Source organism: Streptomyces sp. NPDC047706, from assembly GCF_043204795.1.
GTDB lineage: Bacteria > Actinomycetota > Actinomycetes > Streptomycetales > Streptomycetaceae > Streptomyces.
The window spans coordinates 1-19,408 of the sequence record NZ_JBIDCW010000044.1 but is presented as its reverse complement, the minus strand read 5'-3'; the positions used below and the strand labels follow the sequence as shown (position 1 = coordinate 19,408).

Here is a 19,408-nt window from a genome sequence, read left to right as displayed (position 1 = left end):
GCGCGTACGGTGGCGTGATGGTCCTCCGTCGCCGCCGCGCTGCGCGCACCACGTCCCTCGCACTCGCCGCCGTCGTCACCCGCTCCCAGCGCTCACGGCCCTGCGGGCCACCGCCCCCGGCGGCCGTGAGCGCTGGGAGCGGAAGAACTACGCCGGGCGGACCGTGGAGTTGTACGCCGGTCCCGTCACGGCCGTCGGCGCCTGGCGGGTCAGCCCGCTCGCCGGGGTGGCCCTGGCCGCCGTCGGCTGCTGCGGGGCGTACGACGACGTGGCCGGGGACCACCGGCGCGGCTTCCGCGCGCATCTGGCCGCGCTGCGGGAGGGCGAGGTCACCAGCGGGGCCGTCAAGCTGTCCGGGATCTCGGCGGCGGGCCTGCTCGCGGGCGCGGCGCTCAAGGAGCGGCCTGCCGACAGACTGCCGGCCGGGATCGTGATCGCCGGGACGGCGCACTTCGTGAACCCGGTGGACGTGCGGCCCGGGCGGGCCGCCGGTGCGGTCGTCGCGCTCGCGGCGCCCGGGCTGCTGCGCGAGGAGCCGGGCGCGGCCGGACTGGCCGCCCTCGCGCTCGGTGCGGCCGGCGCCGTGCTGCCCGGCGACCTCGGGGAGCGGGTGATGATCGGGGACACCGGGGCGCACGCGCTGGGCGCCGCCCTCGGTGCGGCCGTCGCCGTGGGGAACGGGCGGACCGCTCTGGCCGCGCACGCGGCCGGTGCCGTCGCCGCGGCGGTGCGCGGGGACCGGGTGAGTGGGGGGTCAGGTCACTCGGGTGAGTGATGCCGAGCGGCGCGTTGCCCCGGCATGTGGGAGCGTGTGATCTCCGGCGTTGCCGGAACGGCGGTGTGTCCTGGCATCCTTGAGCAGGTACGCGGAGGATGTCGCGCGGTACACCCCTCCGCAGCGTCCTTCCGTATGTTTCTCCGTTACCGTCGTGACCGTCGTGACCGTCCCACGCCGAATCAGGAGCCCGGGCCACGTGACCCCCGTGAGCAGCCACTCTCCGCACGGCCAGTCGACGCTGCGCACCGTGCAGGTGCTGGGCGGAGGCAACGCCGGCAGCAGCGCGCATGTGCGCTCGCTGGCCGCGGGGCTCGTCGCACGGGGCGTACGGGTCACGGTGTGCGCCCCCGTCGAGGCGGATCGCGCCTACGACTTCAGCGGGGCCGGCGCCGAGCACGTCCACGTGCCGCGCAGCAGCGATCCAGGGTCGGTGGCGGCGCTGCGAGCCGTCTGCACGGGCGCCGACCTGGTGCACGCGCACGGGCTGCACGCCTCCTTCCGCGCCGCGCTCGCCCTGGCCGGACGGCGCACTCCACTGATCGTCACCTGGCACAGCCACGCCCACTCCGAGGGGGCGCGCGCCCACTTCCTGCGCATGCTGGAACGCCGGGTGGTGCGGGCGGCCACCGTGGTGCTCGGCACCACCTCGGACCTCGTCGACCGGGCGCGGAAGGCCGGAGCACGCGACGCCCGGCTCGCCGCCGTCGCCCTGCCCGGGCGCCGCCCGCCCGCCGAGCCCGACGGAAGCGATCCCGTGAGCCCCAAGGTCCGGGCCGAACTCGGCGCCGTCGCACGCCCGTTGCTGATGGCCGTCGGCTCCCTCGACCCGCACCGCGGCTACGACGTCCTGCTCGACGCCGCCCGCGCCTGGCGCCGGCTCGATCCCGTGCCGCTGGTCGCCGTCGCGGGGGAGGGGCCGTTGCGCCCGGTGCTGCAGCGCCGGATCGAGGACGAGGAGCTGCCGGTGCGGCTGATCGGCCGGCGCGACGACGTGGGCGAACTGCTCGCCGCCTCCGATCTGGCACTGCTGCCGAGCGGCTGGGAGTCGCGGTCCGTGCTGGCGCAGGAGGCCCTGCAGGCGCGCGTGCCGCTGGTCGCCACGTCCGTCGGCGGCATTCCCGAACTCGTCGGCGACGCGGCCGAACTCGTCCCGGCCGGGGACGCGGCGGCGTTCGCCGACGCGGTCGTCAGGCTCCTGGAGGACCCCGGGCGGCGGGAACTGCTCCAGGAGAAGGGGCTGCGGCAGGCGGCGACCTGGCCGACCGAGGACGAGACGGTCGCCCAGGTGCTCAGCGTGTACGACGAGTTGACGCAGCCCCGGCCACTGATCTGACCCACGATCCGTGGACGGACGGCTCTATCCGGCACCGCCGCTCTGCCCGGCGTGCCGGCGGGCCCTCAGGGCGAGGCTCAACGCGAGCACCGTCTGCGGGTCGTCCAGGTCCGTGCCCAGCAACTCACCGATGCGGGCGAGGCGGTTGTACAGCGTCTGACGGTTGAGGTGCAGTTCGCGGGCCGTCTCCGCCTTACGTCCCGCGTGCGCGAGGTAGGTCTCCAGAGTGGGCAGCAGCGGCGGCTTCGCACGGCTGTCGTGGTCCCGCACCGGCCCGATCGCCCGCTCCACGAAGGCCGCCAGGTCGGGATGGTCGCGCAACCGCCACAGCAGCAGGTCGATGTCCAGGCGCCGGGCGTCGTACCAGGGCCGGTCCGTGAGCCCCTGCGCCGCGGTCGCCGTCTCCGCCGCGTGCCGCAGTCCCGCCGAAGCCGCCGCCCAGCCGCCGGCCACCCCGACCACCACGACCGGCGGCTGCGCCCCGGGACGCTGCATTCCGGCCCGCTCCACACCGGCCCGCAGCGCCGCCGCGACCCGGTCGGCGACGGCCGGGCGCTCCGACTCCGAGCGCAGGCCGAGCAGCACCAGGACGCGGCCCTCCACCGGCCGTACACCGAGCAGCACCGGCACGCCCACCGAGGCCAGCTCCTCCGGCACCGCGCGCGCCAGCACCGCCCAGCCACCGCCCGGAGAGAGCGCGTCGCCCAGCCTCATCACCACCGGCAGCAGCGGACTGCCGCCCGGCTTGAAGCCCAGCACCCGCGCCTGGGCCGGCGCTTCCTCGGCGGCGATCCGGCCCTCGGCGAGGTCGGTCAGGAAGTCGCCCCGGCCGCGCGCGGCCAGCTCCTCCTCCTGACGGGCCTGCATCAGCACCACGGCCAGGATGCCCGCGGTCCGCTCGGCGGCGATCCGGTGCACCGGCGACAGCGGTGAACGCACCGGCAGCAGCACCAGCCGCGCCCGCACCGAGCCGGTCCCCGGGCCCGTCCCCGGACCGCCTCCGGGCACGTCCACCAGCACCGACCCGGCCGGCGGGGCGTCCTTGTGCTGGCCGCGCAGCCCCTCCCACACCTTCAGCGGCTCCGCCCCCTCGTGACCGGCGCCGGCGGCGTACAGCAGCAGGCCGTCCGTGGTCTCCAGGAAGACCGGGTTGCCGCTGAAGTCGGCCAGGATGCCGAGGACCTGCGGGATGCCGCCGCCGCCCAGCAGGGCCTGCGTGCAGCGGCGGTGCACCTCCTCGGCGCGCTGCAGCAGCGCGTAGTGGCCGTTGACGATCTCGGTGTGGATCTCCTCCGTGACCGTCACGAACGGGACCTCGCGGTGCAGCTGCACCAGGGGCAGCCCGGCGGTGCGGGCCGTCTCGACGAGGGCCGAGGGCAGCCGCGTGAAGCGCGGGCCGAGCTCGACGACCAGGGCCGCGATACCGCGCTCGGCCAGGGTGCGGACGAACACGCGCTGCTCCGCCGGGCGCGTGCCGAGGCCGTATCCCGTGGTCAGCAGCAGTTCGCCGCCCTTCAGCAACGAGGCGATGTTCGGCACCTCGCCCGCGTGCACCCAGCGCACGGTACGCTGCAGCCGGTCCGCGCCCGCGAGCACCTCGGGGAGCCCGCTGCGCAGGCCGGGCAGTTCCAGTGCCCGCTGAACGGTGATCCCGGCGCCCGTGCTGTCGAATCGGCTGTCCATGCAGCGGACGCTACCCGCGGGCACCTTCCGGTGACATCTCCGGGCGGTCACGGAAACGATCACCGGCCGGTCCGGCGCCGCACCGCTCGCGGTCCGCCGCCTCCGCCCGGACGTCGCGTGCCGGGCCTACACCGGCTTGATGTTGTGGTTGAAGCGGAAGACGTTGTCCGGGTCGTACCGCCGCTTCACCGCACCCAGCCGCCACATGTTCTGCGGGCCGAGACCGGCCCGTAGCCGGTCCCGCCCCTCGTCGCCGGCGAAGTTCAGGTGGACCGCGCCGGTGCTCCACGGCCGCACGGCGGCGCGGACGTCGCGTACCCATTCCACGCACCGCTCGTCGTCCGCCGGCTCGGCCCAGCCCGCGAAGGGGTGCACGGCCCAGGTCGCGTCCCGGTACGGCACCACGTGGTCGTCCGGGGCGTCGGCGACCGCCCCGCCCAGCGGGAACAGCATCTGCCGGGTGCCGGCAGGCACGGGCGGGGAGTCCGCCACGGCGCAGAAGGCGTCCACGAAGTCGTCCGGAGCCGCGGAAAGGTACTCCGCCGACCAGTGGTGGCGCGGGCCGGGCGGCCGGTCGAGGAGGCACTGCGCGTCGGCGTACGGGATCGCGGTGACGACCTCCGCCTCGTGCGGCAGCGCCAGCAGCGGCTCGGCCAGCTTGCGCAGATCCTCGCAGGACCCCGCGTACGTCAGGAGCACGGAGCACAGCGGCCCGCCTGCCGGTGAGGACGGCATGAGGTCCGCGGGCGGGCCGGACTGCCGGACGACGGCGCCGGCCGCCTCCAGCGGGCCGCTGCCGATGACCTCCCGGTAGGTGCGCACCGCCTCGCGGGCGTGCTCCGGGAGGTAGTGCACGAGGGCGAGCGCGAACTCCGGCACCTCGTACAGCTTCAGGGTGAGGGCGGTGGCGACGCCGAAGTTGCCGCCGCCGCCGTGCAGGGCCCAGAAAAGCTCCGGGTTCTCGTCGGTGCTGGCGTGGATCCGATCGCCCCTCGCGGTGACCAGTTCCACGCCGAGCAGGTTGTCGGCGGCGACGCCGCAGGAGCGCTCCAGCCAGCCGCTGCCACCTCCCAGCACGCAGCCGGCGACGCCTGTCGTGGAGTCCCGGGCGCCGGTGGTCGCCAGGCCGTACGGCTGGGCCGCCCGGTCCAGATGGCCCGTCGTGGCGCCGCCCTCGACACGGACCGCCTCGGCCACGGGGTCGACGGTCACGCCGTGCATCCGGCGCAGGTCGACGACCAGACCGGTGTCGTTCGTCCCCATGCCCGCGACACTGTGCCCGCCGCCGCGCACCGCGATGTTGAGGTCCAGCTCCCGGCCGAAGCACACCGCCCGGACGACGTCCGCCTCGTGGGCGCACTGCGCGATCACGGCCGGCCGGCGGTCGACCCTGGCGTTGAAGACGGCCCGTGCCTCGTCGTATCCCGGGTCCCACGGCGCGAACACGTCGCCGTCGAGATCCTCACGGAGTTCGACGAGGGCCGTGTGCGCCTTGGAGGACATACGCGCCCTTCCTTCCGCCGTGGCCGGTCCTCTTCAGCCTAGGCAGGGCGCGCCCTCGCCTCATCTCCTGCGGCCGCGGACCGGTTCAGCTGAAGTGGATCTCGCCGAGGTCGATGGAGACCATCACCTGGTCCGTGAGCGCGCGGCCGCCGGCGCCGCCGCGGCAGGCCCGGCGTGCGGTGGGCAGCACGATGCGGGCTGCCTGGGTGCGCGCGCGGACGCGCTGTGCGGCGGCGCATCCCCCGGCCACGTCGACGTGATGGTCGTGGCGCCGCAGGAGCCGCACGCCCGCTCGAAGGGATTTCGATGCCCGTCCTCAACGCCCACGTACCGGCCGGCCGCTTCTCGCCCGAGCGGAAGCGGGCACTCGCCGACGTCCCCCGCCGGTCACTGGTACAGGCCCTCGGATCTTCGAGGGCGGCCGGTGAGACGCCAGGACACGGCGTACGCGGCCGGCCCGCCGGCCGCCGTCGGGCTTCCGGCCTGCCGGCCCCCCGGACCGCCGGGCGGCCTGGCCGACGGGCCGGAGAGGGTCTGCGCCGCCTTGTCGCCGCCGGCCCGGCCGCTTGTTGTCCGGCGGGGCCCTCCGGCGCGCGGACAGGAGGCCACGCTCCGGCTCGGCGAGGTTGTCAAGGTCCGGGCCGGGGCGGGGCAGAGCACGCGGAGGGGTGCCGGGGAGCGGAACCTCAGCCCCCGTAGGCCCCCGAGGCCGTCAGCCGCAGCGCGGTGTCGATCAGCGGGACGTGGCTGAAGGCCTGCGGGAAGTTGCCCACCTGGCGCTGCAGACGCGGATCCCACTCCTCGGCGAGCAGGCCGAGGTCGTTGCGCAGCGACAGGAGCCTCTCGAACAGCTTGCGGGCCTCGTCCACGCGGCCGATCATCGCCAGGTCGTCCGCCATCCAGAACGAGCACGCGAGGAAGGCGCCCTCGTCGCCGGGGAGGCCGTCGACGCCCGCGTCCTCGCCGGAGGTGGGGTAGCGCAGGATGAAGCCGTCCGGCGTGGACAGCTCGCGCTGGATGGCCTCGATGGTGCCGATGACCCGCTTGTCGTCCGGCGGCAGGAAGCCCATCTGCGGGATGAGCAGCAGCGAGGCGTCCAGCTCCTGCGAGCCGTAGGACTGCGTGAAGGTGTTGCGCTCCTTGTCGTAGCCCTTCTCGCACACGTCCCGGTGGATGTCGTCGCGCAGCTCGCGCCAGCGCTCCAGCGGGCCGTCCGCGTCGCCGGACTCCAGCAGCTTGATCGTGCGGTCGACGGCGACCCAGGCCATGACCTTGGAGTGCACGAAGTGGCGGCGCGGGCCGCGCACCTCCCAGATGCCCTCGTCCGGCTCGTGCCAGTGGTCCTCCAGGTAGCGGATCAGCTTCAGCTGGAGCAGCGAGGCGTAGTCGCTGCGGGCCAGGCCGGTCATGTGGGCCAGGTGCAGGGCCTCGGTGACCTCGCCGTACACGTCGAGCTGGAGCTGGTGGGCGGCGCCGTTGCCGACCCGGACCGGGGCGGAGTTCTCGTAGCCGGGCAGCCAGTCCAGCTCCGCCTCGCCCAGCTCACGCTCACCGGCGATGCCGTACATGATCTGGAGGTTCTCCGGGTCGCCGGCCACCGCGCGCAGCAGCCACTCGCGCCAGGCGCGGGCCTCCTCGCGGTAGCCGGTGCGCAGCAGCGAGGAGAGCGTGATCGCGGCGTCGCGGAGCCAGGTGTAGCGGTAGTCCCAGTTGCGTACGCCGCCGATCTCCTCGGGCAGCGAGGTCGTGGGCGCGGCGACGATGCCACCCGTGGGCGCGTACGTCAGGGCCTTCAGTGTGATCAGCGAGCGGACCACCGCCTCGCGGTAAGGGCCGTGGTACGTACAGTGCTCGACCCACTCGCGCCAGAAGTCCTCCGTCGCCTCCAGCGACTGCTCGGGCTCCGGCAGCGGCGGCGGCTCCCGGTGCGAGGCCTGCCACGAGATGGTGAACGCGATCCGGTCGCCGGGCGCGACCGTGAAGTCCGCGTACGTGGTCAGCGCCTTGCCGTAGGTCTCGGCGGAGGTGTCGAACCACACGGAGTCCGGGCCCGCGACGGCGACCGTGCGGCCTTCGTGCTTGTGCACCCAGGGGACGATCCGGCCGTACGAGAAACGCATCCGCAGCGCCGAGCGCATCGGCACCCGCCCCGAGACGCCCTCCACGATCCGGATCAGCTGCGGGGCCCCGTCACGCGGCGGCATGAAGTCGGTCACACGGACCGTTCCACGGGGGGTGTCCCACTCGGATTCCAGGATCAGCGAGTCACCGCGGTAGGTGCGCCGGGCGGCGGACGGGGGCTCGGCGTCGGCGGCGTGCGCGGGGCCGATCCGCCAGAAGCCGTGTTCCTCGGTGCCCAGCAGACCGGCGAAGATGGCATGCGAGTCGAAGCGGGGCAGGCACAGCCAGTCGACTGTGCCGTCCCGGCAGACCAGGGCGGCGGTCTGCATGTCTCCGATGAGTGCGTAGTCTTCGATGCGCCCGGCCACGTGCAACTCCAGTCGAACGGCCACGTAGCCCCATGAGGGGGCTTTCGCTATGTGCGGTCAAGGGGTCGTTGTAATGCGTCGTTGAGCTGTGCAGTAAAACTGCCGCTCCGCCCGGAGGCAAAACGACCGTCGTCGCTCAACGATCTGACGAGCTCTTGTTGTTCCGGTGCTTACGGGCGGGGGTGGTGCCGTGTTTCGCCGGCGGGCTCGGCAGCGAGTGTCCGAGCAGGATACGACGCACGTAGATGATCTGCGTGCCGCTCCGGGCAACCCACATGCGCCGAACGAGTGACCGCCGGGTGAGAAACAGGTGAGCGGTACGCGTACGTGGCGGGCCGTGCGCGGAGCGTGGCCGGGCGCCATCGGGTCGTGGCGCTGATACCCTGGTAGCCCGTGGACCGGTGGGCTCGAAACCCCCGAACCGCAGCGACGGCACCTCCGGCGAAGCCCGGCACGGCAGCCGCACCGCATCCCCAGACCGAGACCACGGGAGCCTCCTCTTGGCCATGCCGCCCAAATCTTCGACGACCAAGCACATCTTCGTCACCGGGGGTGTCGCCTCCTCTCTCGGCAAGGGCCTGACCGCGTCCAGCCTGGGAATGCTGCTCAAGGCCCGGGGTCTGCGCGTCGTGATGCAGAAGCTCGACCCGTACATCAACGTCGACCCGGGCACGATGAACCCCTTCCAGCACGGTGAGGTGTTCGTCACCAACGACGGCGCCGAGACCGACCTGGACATCGGCCACTACGAGCGCTTCCTCGACCGCGATCTGGACGGCTCCGCCAACGTCACCACCGGCCAGGTCTACTCGACGGTGATCGCCAAGGAGCGGCGCGGCGAATACCTGGGCGACACCGTGCAGGTCATCCCGCACATCACCAACGAGATCAAGCACCGCATCCGCCGCATGGCCACCGACGACGTGGACGTCGTCATCACCGAGGTCGGCGGCACGGTCGGCGACATCGAGTCGCTGCCGTTCCTCGAGACCGTCCGCCAGGTCCGGCACGAGGTCGGCAGGGACAACGTCTTCGTCGTGCACATCTCGCTGCTGCCGTACATCGGCCCCTCGGGCGAGCTGAAGACCAAGCCCACCCAGCACTCGGTCGCGGCCCTGCGCAACATCGGTATCCAGCCGGACGCCATCGTGCTGCGCTGCGACCGCGAGGTGCCGACCGCGATCAAGCGCAAGATCTCGCTGATGTGCGACGTCGACGAGGCCGCCGTCGTGGCCTGCCCCGACGCGCCGTCGATCTACGACATCCCCAAGGTCGTGCACTCCGAGGGCCTGGACGCCTACGCCGTCCGCCGCCTGGACCTGCCGTTCCGCGACGTCGACTGGACGACCTGGGACGACCTGCTCGACCGCGTCCACAACCCGGACCACGAGATCACCCTCGCGCTCGTCGGCAAGTACATCGACCTGCCCGACGCCTACCTCTCGGTCACCGAGGCGCTGCGCGCGGGCGGCTTCGCCAACAAGACCCGCGTGAAGATCAAGTGGGTCACCTCCGACGACTGCCGCACCCCGTCCGGCGCCGAGGCGCAGCTGTCCGACGTGGACGCCATCTGCATCCCCGGCGGCTTCGGCGACCGCGGTGTCTCCGGCAAGGTCGGCGCCATCCAGTACGCCCGGGAGAACCGGATCCCGCTGCTCGGACTCTGCCTCGGCCTGCAGTGCATCGTGGTCGAGGCCGCGCGCAACCTGGCCGGTATCGCCGACGCCAACTCCACCGAGTTCGACCCGGCCACCGCCCACCCGGTCATCTCCACCATGGCCGAGCAGCTCGACATCGTCGCGGGCGAGGGCGACATGGGCGGAACGATGCGCCTGGGCATGTACCCGGCGAAGCTGGCCGAGGGCTCCATCGTGCGTGAGGTGTACGACGGCAAGGAGTACGTCGAGGAGCGGCACCGCCACCGCTACGAGGTGAACAACTCCTACCGCTCGGAGCTGGAGAAGAAGGCCGGCATCCTCTTCTCGGGCACCTCCCCGGACGGCAAGCTCGTCGAGTACGTGGAGTACCCGCGCGACGTGCACCCGTACCTGGTCGCCACGCAGGCGCACCCGGAGCTGCGCTCCCGGCCGACGCGTCCGCACCCGCTGTTCGCCGGACTGGTCAGGGCCGCGGTCGAGCGGAAGAACGCGAGGTAACGCACCGGTTGTACGGTTGCCGGGGTGCGAGCCCGCCAAGGCGCGCACCCCGGCTTGTTCGCACGCCGGTGGTACGTCGGGAAGGACAGGGCATGACGATCAGGGACAGCCACGAGGAGTGGGAGATCCGGGCCACGGAGACCCCCTTCGTGGGCAACAAGACCTCGGTCCGCACGGACGAGGTGGTCATGTCCGACGGCACCGTCGTCCGCCGTGACTACCAGGTCCACCCCGGGTCCGTGGCGGTCCTCGCCCTCGACGACGCCGGCCGGGTCCTGGTGCTGCGCCAGTACCGGCACCCGGTGCGCCAGAAGCTGTGGGAGATCCCTGCCGGCCTGCTCGACGTTCCCGGTGAGAACCCGCTGCACGCGGCCCAGCGCGAACTGTACGAGGAGGCGCACGTCAAGGCCGAGGACTGGCGGGTGCTGACCGACGTCTACACGACGCCCGGCGGCTGCGACGAGGCGGTGCGCATCTTCCTCGCCCGCGAGCTGTCCGAGGCGCAGGGCGAGCGCTTCGCGGCGGAGCACGAGGAGATCGACCTGGAACTGGCGCGGGTCCCGGTCGAGGAGCTGGTACGGGGCGTCCTGGCCGGCGAGCTGCACAACAACTGCCTGGTCGTGGGCGTCCTTTCGCTGGTCGCCGCCGAGCAGGGGGACGGGCTCGACGCGCTGCGCCCGGCGGAGGCGCCGTGGCCGGCCCGTCCCTTCCAGGCCTGATCCGCCACCTGCCGCACCGGGTGTCGTCCGGTGTGACGATCGCCTGATCCGATCGGGGGACGTCTCCGCCGTGCTCCGCCGAGTTCGTCGCAGAGCGTGAACTAGGCTCGGGAACGCCCGACCGGAGTCCCGGCGGGCTCTTGCGCGTGCGGTTGGACGGGAGTGTGGCCCGTGACGGATCAGGCGGTGGACCCAGACGGCGTGCAGGTGTCGGGCGCGTCCGCGCAGAGCCAGTTCCTGGGCCGCACACGGGAGTTGAAGGAACTGCGCGCCGACATCGAGCGTGCCGGACTCGACACCCTCTCCGGCCGCAAGGCGCCACGCGCGCGCGTACTGCTGATCGCGGGCCGTCCCGGCTCCGGCCGCACCGCCCTCGCCGAGGAGCTGGTACGGCAGATCGCCGGCCGGTACCCCGACGGGGTGCTGCGCGCCCGGCTCAGCGAACCCGACGGCACCCCCGTGCCGACGGCCCGCACCGCGGGGGACCTGCTCACCGCGCTGGACCGGCCGGCCCCGCCCGGCGCCGCCGACGACGACCTCGCGGCGGCGCTCCGCGAGGCACTGGCCGGCCGCCGGGCCCTGCTCCTGCTGGACGACGCGGCCGACGCCGAGCAGGTCGACGCCCTGCTGCCGGACACCCCCGACTGCCTGGTCGTCGCGGTCGCCCGGGGTCCGCTGACCGGCATCTGCGACGTCCGCCCCTGCACCCTCGGCGGCCTCGACACCAAGTCCGCCGTCGAACTGCTGTCCCGGCTCACCGGCTCGGTCCGGATCACCGTGGACCCGCGTGCGGCGGAGGGACTCGTCGAGGCGTGCCAGGCCCAGCCCGCCGCGCTGATGCTGGCCGGCGGCTGGCTCGCCGCCCGCCCCCAGGCAGCCGTCGCCGACCTCACCAAGCAGCTGCACGCCGAGGGCGACGACGGGACGCCCCTGAGCCGGGTCTTCCGGCTGGTCCACTCCTCGCTGCCGGGCAGCGCCGCCCGCATCCTGCGCCTGCTGTCGCTCGCCCCCGCCGGCCGCATCGACCAGCACACCGCGTCCGCGCTCGCGGGCTGCTCGGTCAACGGCGCCCGGCACACCCTGGACGACTTCGCCGCCCTCGGCCTGCTGCGCAGGACCACCACCGACTCGCTGCTGCCGGAGTACGAGGTGCCCGGCTGCCTGCACCCGCTGCTGCGGGCCGTCACCGAGACCGAGGACCGCCCCGCCGAGCTCCAGCTGGCCCGCGCCCGGATGCTGGAGCGGACGGTACGGCTGCTGCAGTCCTGCCGGGCCGTCACCGAGACCGACAGCCCGCAGGCCCGCGAGAAGCTCGCCGGCACGCCGCGCGCCCTGCGCTTCCCCAGTCCCCGGGCGGCCGCGGACTGGCTGCGCCTGCGCCGCCCGGCACTGCTCGCCTCCGCCCGGCTCGCGGTCGCCGACGGAGAGCTGGACACGCTGGCCCGGCGGCTGATGTCCCAGCTCGTGCGGGCGATGGTCGCCCACTTCGGGACCCAGGCCGCGGCCAGCGACCTGTACGGCATCCACCGGCTCGTGCTCGACGTGGCCGAGCGCCGGGACCTGCCGCGGGAGCAGGCGGCGGCGCTGCTGAACCTGGGCGATCTGGACGCCAGGACCGGCCGGACGGCCGACGCCCTGGTCCGTTACCGGGCCGCGCTGGACGCCGGACGCCGGGCGAACGACCCGTACGCGACCGGTCGCGCGATGGAATCCGTGGGGGGCGCGCACCAGGAGCTGGGTGATCACGACCGGGCGGCCGACTGGTTCGGCCGGGCGCTGGCCGAGCGCCTGGCCCGCGGGGAGCGTGAGGAGGCCGCCCGGCTGTACGGCCGGATCGCGACGGCGCACACCTACGCGGGGCGCTACGGGGAGGCGCAGCGCAACTGGAGGGCCGCCGTCGCCGGGTACCGCAGGCTGGGCGATGTGGCCGCCCATGCCCGTGCGTTGAGCGAGCTGGCGCGCGTCCAGGAGTACGCGGGGCGGCCCGAGGAGTCGCTGCGTACCTGCCAGGAGGCGGTGGAGTGGGCGCGCCGCGCGGCGGACGCCCGCCTGCAGGCCGCCCTGCATCTGCGGCTGGCCGACACCCTGGAGCGTCTTGGTGATCCCACGGCCGCCCTGCTGCACCGCAGCGCCGCCGAGCGCATGCTGGGGGATGAGATCCAGGAGGCCGAAACGCCAGATCCAGCCAAGGAATATGCGGCTAGTGCCTGCGAAATCCGTAGTGCATCCACAGAAGATTGATGCAATGAAAGGCTAGACAGCGGGAACGCCTTCATTAGACTGGCTCTGCCGCGCGTTCTCCTGCGGTGTCTCCCGGTGTGCCCCCTACATCCGGGGAAGTCGTGTAATACACCCCCTCTGAGCCAAGGACCGTGATCGACGTGAAGGTCGGCATCCCCCGCGAGGTCAAGAACAACGAGTTCCGGGTGGCCATCACCCCCGCCGGCGTGCACGAGCTGGTGCGTAACGGCCACCAGGTAGTCATCGAGCGCAACGCCGGCCTCGGCTCCTCGATCACGGACGCCGAGTACGTGGCCGCCGGCGCGCAGATCCTCGAGACGGCCGACGAGGTGTGGGCCTCGGCCGACCTGCTGCTGAAGGTCAAGGAGCCGATCGCCGAGGAGTACCACCGCCTGCGCAAGGACCAGACGCTCTTCACCTACCTGCACCTGGCCGCGTCCAAGGAGTGCACGGACGCCCTGCTGGAGTCCGGCACCACCGCCATCGCCTACGAGACCGTCGAGCTGCCGAGCCGCGCGCTGCCGCTGCTCGCCCCGATGTCCGAGGTCGCGGGCCGTCTCGCCCCGCAGGTCGGTGCCTACCACCTGATGCGCGCGGCCGGCGGCCGTGGTGTGCTGCCGGGCGGCGTTCCCGGCGTGACCCCCGCCAAGGCCGTCGTGATCGGCGGCGGTGTCTCCGGCTGGAACGCCACCCAGATCGCCGTCGGCATGGGCTTCGAGGTGACGCTGCTGGACCGCGACATCAACAAGCTGCGCGAGGCCGACCGGATCTTCGGCACCAAGGTCAAGGCCATCATGTCCAATTCCTTCGAGCTGGAGAAGGCCGTCCTGGACGCCGACCTCGTCATCGGCGCGGTGCTCATCCCCGGCGCCAAGGCGCCGAAGCTCGTCACCAACGAGCTCGTCTCCCGGATGAAGCCGGGAAGTGTCCTTGTCGACATCGCGATCGACCAGGGCGGCTGCTTCGAGGACTCCCGTCCGACCACGCACGCCGAGCCGACCTTCCAGGTCCACCAGTCGGTCTTCTACTGCGTCGCCAACATGCCCGGCGCGGTGCCGAACACCTCCACCAACGCCCTCACCAACGCCACGCTCCCGTACATCGTGGAGCTGGCCAACCGTGGCTGGGTGGACGCGCTGCGCCGTGACCCCGCGCTGGCCAAGGGCCTCAACACGCATGACGGCAAGGTCGTTTACCGCGAGGTGGCCGAGGCGCACGGGCTGGACCACGTGGAGCTGGAGGCGCTCCTCGGCTGACCGCCGGGTCCCAAGTCATCACAAGCTAAAAGGCGATACGTCAACACGGGTCGTCAACCGCGAACATCCGGCCGGACCTTGCCGACAAGGTCCGGCCGGATGTGTGTATGGTCACTTTGCGATTCTCGGTCAACTCGCCTCGAACGTAACCCTTGAACCGATTCGCACACCGGTGAAACCTGCCGTGCGACGGCCGTACGCCCTTGACAGAGGGATGTTTCATTGCCGACACATCCTGCCGGGTCCGGCGGATTGTGTTGCTGCGAACGCCCGACACGCCATAGAGTCGCCAACCGTCGGCATGGTGCCACGCTGACCTGTCTAGAAGTTTCCTGGTCACCAAGGAGGTAAGACGACTTGTGAATGAGTCGACATTTTCTCCCGGGGGTGGTCAACCAGGAAGCCCTGCGCGGGGCCAGGCTCCCGCGGGGTTCGAGGCTGTCGGCTCCGTAGCGGTGCGCACCTTCGCAGCCCACCAGAGTCACCACAAGTCAGGGGTGACTCAGCCAGCACACCAGAGCATGGATGGCCATCACGTGAACGCCATGGCCGGCGACGGAAGTGGCGCGCCCCACAACCACTTCGCCGACTACGAGGAACTGCCCGACGGGCACTTCTACGACCCGGACGCCGAGTACGAGCCCGATCCGGAGTACGCGGCGACGCTCGCGCCCGACGCGGCCCGCCAGCGCCGCGAGCGCATCGGCCCGACCGGGCGCCCGCTGCCGTACTTCCCGATCCCGGGCCCGCTGACCGACCACGGGCCCGCCACGATCATCGCGATGTGCAACCAGAAGGGTGGCGTCGGCAAGACGACGTCCACCATCAATCTGGGTGCGGCGCTCGCGGAGTACGGACGCCGGGTGCTGCTGGTGGACTTCGACCCGCAGGGCGCGCTCTCGGTCGGTCTCGGCGTCAACCCCATGGAGCTGGACCTCACCGTCTACAACCTGCTCATGGAGCGGGGCCTGGCGGCCGACGAGGTGCTGCTGAAGACCGCGGTCCCCAACATGGACCTGCTGCCCAGCAACATCGACCTGTCGGCGGCCGAGGTCCAGCTGGTCTCCGAGGTGGCCCGCGAGTCGTCGCTGCAGCGCGCGCTGAAGCCGCTGCTGCCGGACTACGACTACATCGTGATCGACTGTCAGCCCTCGCTCGGCCTGCTCACGGTGAACGCCCTGACGGCCGCTCACAAGGTGATCGTGCCGCTGGAGTGCGAGTTCTTCGCCCTGCGCGGTGTGGCGCTGCTGACCGAGACCATCGAGAAGGTCCAGGAGCGGCTCAACCCGGAGCTCGAGCTCGACGGGATCCTCGCCACGATGTACGACTCGCGTACGGTGCACAGCCGGGAGGTGCTCGCGCGGGTCGTCGAGGCTTTCGACGACCACGTCTACCACACGGTCATCGGGCGCACCGTGCGCTTCCCGGAGACCACGGTCGCCGGTGAACCGATCACCACGTACGCCTCCAACTCCGTGGGTGCCGCCGCCTATCGCCAGCTCGCCAGGGAGGTGCTCGCCCGGTGTCACGCCGAGTGAGTCTGCCGGGGGCCGACGAACTGTTCCGTACGACAGGGGGAATGGCGCTCCAGGCATCCACTCCCCGGCGGGGCGCCAACGGCGAGGCCCGGGTGCCCCCTCCGGCGGGGGAGGCCGACGCGGCGGCCGCCCCGGAGGACGCGCCGCAGGCGGTGCCCGCGCAGGGCGGTGACGGTGACGGCGCGGAGCATGTCGCGGCCGACGCGGAGCCGGCGGACGCCGAGTCGCGCAGCCGGGGCGCGGAGCGCTCCTCGCGGCGGCAGGGGCAGGCTGCGGCGCAGGAAGGTTCTGCCACGGCAACGCCCCGCAACAAGCGCGGGCGGGCCGCCGCGCGGCGGCCCAGCGGGCGTGAGCGGCACGACGAGAAGATCACGGTGTACGTGTCCGCCGAGGAGCTGATGGACCTGGAGCACGCGCGCCTCGTCCTCCGGGGCGAACACGGGCTGGCCGTGGACCGGGGGCGCATCGTGCGCGAGGCCGTCGCCGTGGTCCTGGCCGACCTGGAGACCCGCGGGGACGCCAGCATCCTCGTACGACGGCTTCGTGGGCGGTAGCGGTAGCCTGCGGGGGCTATGACCTCGCAAGGCTCCCCAGTCCCGTCCCCCGGCCCGGCCGGCCGCAGGCGTGCGCTGGGGAGGGGCCCAGGGGCTCCGCCCGAGCGGGACGACGAGGCAGCCGGGGCCGCGAAGGCCGGCGAGCCGGTCGACGTCGTCGAGACCACCGCCCCCGAATCCGAGCCGGAACACGCGGCTCCCGCCCCGTCCGCTCCCGCCCCCTCCGCCGAGCCCCTCCCGTCGGCAGATCCCGTCGAGCTTGCCGCGGTCCAGGCTGCCGGAGCTGCCCCGTCCGCCGGGCCTGCCGGGCCGGTCGAGCCCACCGGTCCCGCCACGGACGTCGTGACTGCCGCGTCCGCCGGGCCTGCCGGGCCGGTCGAGCCCACCGGTCCCGCCACGGACGTCGTGACTGCCGCGTCCGCCGGGCCTGCCGGGCCGGTCGAGGCGGGCACGTCCGTCGCGCCCTTCGAAGCTGCCGGGCCCGGCGAAGCCGACGGGACCGGGGAGGGGGAGCCCGGTGGTTTCAAGGTGCGGCTCGCCAACTTCGAGGGTCCCTTCGACCTGCTGCTCCAGCTGATCTCCAAGCACAGGCTCGACGTCACCGAGGTCGCCCTGTCCAAGGTGACCGACGAGTTCATGGCGCACATCCGGGCCATGGGGCCGGAGTGGGACCTGGACGAGACGACCGAGTTCCTGGTCGTCGCCGCCACCCTGCTCGACCTGAAGGCGGCACGGCTGCTGCCCTCGGCCGAGGTGGAGGACGAGGCCGACCTGGCGCTGCTGGAGGCCCGCGACCTGCTCTTCGCGCGCCTGCTCCAGTACCGCGCCTACAAGCACGTCGCCGACATCTTCAGCGACCGCCTCGAGGAGGAGGCCCACCGCCACCCCCGTACCGTCGGCCTGGAACCGCAGCACGCCGAGCTGCTTCCCGAGGTCGTCATCAGCATCGGCCCCGAGGGGTTCGCGAAGCTCGCCATCAAGGCGATGCAGCCGAAGCCCAAGCCGCAGGTGTACGTCGACCACATCCACGCGCCGCTGGTGAGCGTGCAGGAGCAGGCCGGGATCGTCGTCGCGCGATTGCGGGAACTCGGCGAGGCCAGCTTCCGCGCGCTCGTCGAGGACACCGACGACACCCTCACCGTGGTGGCGCGGTTCCTGGCGTTGCTGGAGCTGTACCGCGAGAAGGCGGTGGCGCTGGAGCAGGAGACCGCCCTCGGTGAGCTGCTGGTGCGCTGGACCGGCGGCGAGCAGGACGCCGGGCCGATGGTGACCGACGAGTTCGACCGGCCGCCGGAGCCCGTGCGGGCCGAGGAGCCCAAGGAGCAGGAGGAGAAGGCGTGAGCGAGGACACCACCGAGCTGCCCGCCGGGCTGCGTGCCGTCGCCGGCCTGGAACTGAGGCCCGCCCTGGAGGCCGTCCTGATGGTCGTGGACGAGCCCGCGACGGTGGAGCACCTCGCGAAGATGCTGGAGCGGCCCAAGCGGCAGATCGCCGAGGCGCTGCGGGAGCTGGCCGACGAGTACACCGCACAGGGACGCGGCTTCGAGCTGCGGCTCGTCGCGGGCGGCTGGCGCTTCTACACCCGCCCCGAGTACGCCCCGGCCGTCGAGCGGCTCGCCCTGGAGGGCCAGACGGCCCGGCTGACGCAGGCGGCGCTGGAGACGCTCGCGGTGGTGGCGTACCGCCAGCCGGTCAGCCGCGGCCGCGTCTCGGCGGTGCGCGGGGTGAACTGCGACGGCGTCATGCGCACCCTGCTCCAGCGCGGTCTGGTCCAGGAGGAGGGCACGGAACCCGAAACAGGTGCGATCCTGTACACGACGACGAACTACTTCCTGGAGCGGATGGGCCTGCGCGGCCTGGACGAACTCCCGGAGCTCGCGCCCTTCCTCCCGGAGGCGGAGGCGATCGAGGCCGAGACGCAGGAAGGCGTGCCGTCGTTCGATCCGGACGCTCCGGATTCCGAGGACGCAGACGACAAGACGACGGAATTTTGATGCGAAGCAGCGGCAGTGGCAAGAGTGGCGGGACCGGCGGACGCGGCAACTACCGCGGTGCCGGTGACAACCGGGACCAGCAGGGGCAGGGCCGCCCCCGCAAGCCCCGCCCCGAGGAGCGCCGCTACGACGTGGGCCCCGGGGCGACCAAGGACGGCCCGAAGGCGGGGCGCGGCGGCGCGGCCCGCGGCGGCGCCAAGGGCGGCCCCCGCAAGCCCCAGCAGGGCGGACGTACCGAGCCCGCCCGTTCCCGTGAGTTCGAGACGCGGGCCGAGGAGCGCAACCGGGAGCGGTACGCGGGCAGGAAGGACGTCAAGCTGCCCAAGACCTTCCCGGGCGCCGAGCAGGAGGGCGAGCGGCTCCAGAAGGTCCTCGCGCGCGCGGGCTACGGCTCCCGGCGCGCCTGCGAGGAGCTGATCGAGCAGGCCCGGGTCGAGGTCAACGGCGAGATCGTGCTGGAGCAGGGCAAGCGGGTCGACCCGGAGAAGGACGAGGTCAAGGTCGACGGCCTGACCGTCGCGACCCAGTCGTACCAGTTCTTCTCGCTGAACAAGCCCGCCGGTGTCGTCTCGACGATGGAGGACCCCGAGGGGCGCCAGTGCCTCGGCGACTACGTCACCAACCGCGAGACGCGGCTCTTCCACGTGGGCAGGCTCGACACCGAGACCGAGGGCGTCATCCTGCTCACCAACCACGGCGAGCTGGCCCACCGGCTGACACACCCCAAGTACGGCGTGAAGAAGACCTACCTCGCGCACATCGTCGGCCCGATCCCGCGTGACCTGGGCAAGCGGCTGAAGGACGGCATCCAGCTGGAGGACGGGTACGCGCGCGCGGACCACTTCCGGGTAGTCGAGCAGACCGGCAAGAACTACCTCGTCGAGGTCACCCTGCACGAGGGCCGCAAGCACATCGTGCGCCGCATGCTTGCCGAGGCCGGGTTCCCGGTCGACAAGCTGGTGCGCGTCGCCTTCGGCCCGATCACGCTCGGCGACCAGAAGTCGGGCTGGCTGCGGCGGCTGTCCAACACCGAGGTCGGGATGCTGATGAAGGAAGTGGACCTCTAGAAGCAATGCCGCTGTTTTAAGCCGTGACCTTGGGTTTTCGCTTGGTCGGGGCGGTCTTGGACGCTGGAACGATGGTGACCGCATCGGCCGGCGGGAC

14 protein-coding genes and 1 pseudogene are annotated in these 19,408 nt (G+C 72.6%); 11 read left to right on the top strand and 4 right to left on the bottom strand.

Annotation, left to right across the window (positions count from 1 at the left end; genetic code table 11):
- The first annotated feature begins 17 nt into the window (after window positions 1–17).
- Window positions 18–775: pseudogene (locus tag ACGF8A_RS33495) on the top strand (hypothetical protein).
- A 199-nt stretch (window positions 776–974) separates the two neighbouring features.
- Complete coding sequence (locus ACGF8A_RS33490; protein WP_393114403.1) at window positions 975–2,111, top strand: glycosyltransferase family 4 protein; 1,137 nt, start codon at window positions 975–977, stop codon at window positions 2,109–2,111.
- Window positions 2,112–2,135: 24 nt separating this feature from the next.
- Here the strand turns inward: ACGF8A_RS33490 and ACGF8A_RS33485 are convergent, their stop codons facing one another.
- The 4 genes from ACGF8A_RS33485 to ACGF8A_RS33470 form a co-directional block, all read right to left on the bottom strand.
- The gene (locus ACGF8A_RS33485) at window positions 2,136–3,794 is read right to left on the bottom strand and encodes a PucR family transcriptional regulator (protein ID WP_393114401.1); all 1,659 of its coding nucleotides are present in this window, start codon (window positions 3,792–3,794) and stop codon (window positions 2,136–2,138) included.
- Window positions 3,795–3,920: 126 nt separating this feature from the next.
- Window positions 3,921–5,297: an FAD-binding oxidoreductase gene (locus ACGF8A_RS33480; RefSeq protein WP_393114399.1), complete on the bottom strand. Its 1,377-nt coding sequence runs from the start codon at window positions 5,295–5,297 to the stop codon at window positions 3,921–3,923.
- 85 nt (window positions 5,298–5,382) lie between these two features.
- Window positions 5,383–5,583 (bottom strand): hypothetical protein, encoded by a 201-nt coding sequence (locus ACGF8A_RS33475; RefSeq protein ID WP_393114397.1) that lies wholly within the window; start codon window positions 5,581–5,583, stop codon window positions 5,383–5,385.
- A gap of 400 nt (window positions 5,584–5,983) precedes the next feature.
- Entirely contained in the window at window positions 5,984–7,786 is a 1,803-nt protein-coding gene (locus ACGF8A_RS33470; RefSeq protein ID WP_393114439.1) for a glycoside hydrolase family 15 protein, read from the bottom strand.
- Between the two features lie 506 nt (window positions 7,787–8,292).
- Between ACGF8A_RS33470 and ACGF8A_RS33465 the strand changes: the two genes are divergently transcribed.
- The 9 genes from ACGF8A_RS33465 (at window position 8,293) to ACGF8A_RS33425 (ending at window position 19,311) form a co-directional block, all read left to right on the top strand.
- A complete protein-coding gene (locus tag ACGF8A_RS33465) occupies window positions 8,293–9,942 on the top strand; it encodes a CTP synthase (RefSeq protein ID WP_393114394.1) in 1,650 nt (549 codons plus the stop codon).
- A 92-nt stretch (window positions 9,943–10,034) separates the two neighbouring features.
- Complete coding sequence (locus tag ACGF8A_RS33460) at window positions 10,035–10,661, top strand: NUDIX domain-containing protein (RefSeq protein WP_393114392.1); 627 nt, start codon at window positions 10,035–10,037, stop codon at window positions 10,659–10,661.
- A gap of 171 nt (window positions 10,662–10,832) precedes the next feature.
- On the top strand, window positions 10,833–12,902 hold the full coding sequence (locus tag ACGF8A_RS33455; protein ID WP_393114390.1) for a tetratricopeptide repeat protein: 2,070 nt from the start codon (window positions 10,833–10,835) through the stop codon (window positions 12,900–12,902).
- Between the two features lie 131 nt (window positions 12,903–13,033).
- Window positions 13,034–14,158 carry an alanine dehydrogenase gene (ald, locus tag ACGF8A_RS33450; RefSeq protein ID WP_393114388.1) on the top strand — a complete coding sequence of 375 codons (1,125 nt, stop codon included), beginning with the start codon at window positions 13,034–13,036 and terminating at the stop codon, window positions 14,156–14,158.
- Between the two features lie 359 nt (window positions 14,159–14,517).
- A complete protein-coding gene (locus ACGF8A_RS33445) occupies window positions 14,518–15,696 on the top strand; it encodes a ParA family protein (protein WP_393114385.1) in 1,179 nt (392 codons plus the stop codon).
- Window positions 15,681–16,250 (top strand): hypothetical protein, encoded by a 570-nt coding sequence (locus tag ACGF8A_RS33440; RefSeq protein WP_393114382.1) that lies wholly within the window; start codon window positions 15,681–15,683, stop codon window positions 16,248–16,250. Before ACGF8A_RS33445 ends, ACGF8A_RS33440 begins: the two co-directional genes overlap by 16 nt.
- An 18-nt stretch (window positions 16,251–16,268) precedes the next feature.
- Entirely contained in the window at window positions 16,269–17,591 is a 1,323-nt protein-coding gene (locus ACGF8A_RS33435; protein ID WP_393114380.1) for a segregation/condensation protein A, read from the top strand.
- Window positions 17,588–18,244, top strand: coding sequence for an SMC-Scp complex subunit ScpB (gene scpB, locus ACGF8A_RS33430; protein WP_393114378.1), 657 nt, complete (start codon window positions 17,588–17,590; stop codon window positions 18,242–18,244). Before ACGF8A_RS33435 ends, scpB begins: the two co-directional genes overlap by 4 nt.
- Window positions 18,244–19,311: a pseudouridine synthase gene (locus ACGF8A_RS33425; protein WP_393114376.1), complete on the top strand. Its 1,068-nt coding sequence runs from the start codon at window positions 18,244–18,246 to the stop codon at window positions 19,309–19,311. The genes scpB and ACGF8A_RS33425 overlap by 1 nt, the downstream gene beginning before the upstream one ends.
- Window positions 19,312–19,408 lie beyond the last annotated feature (97 nt).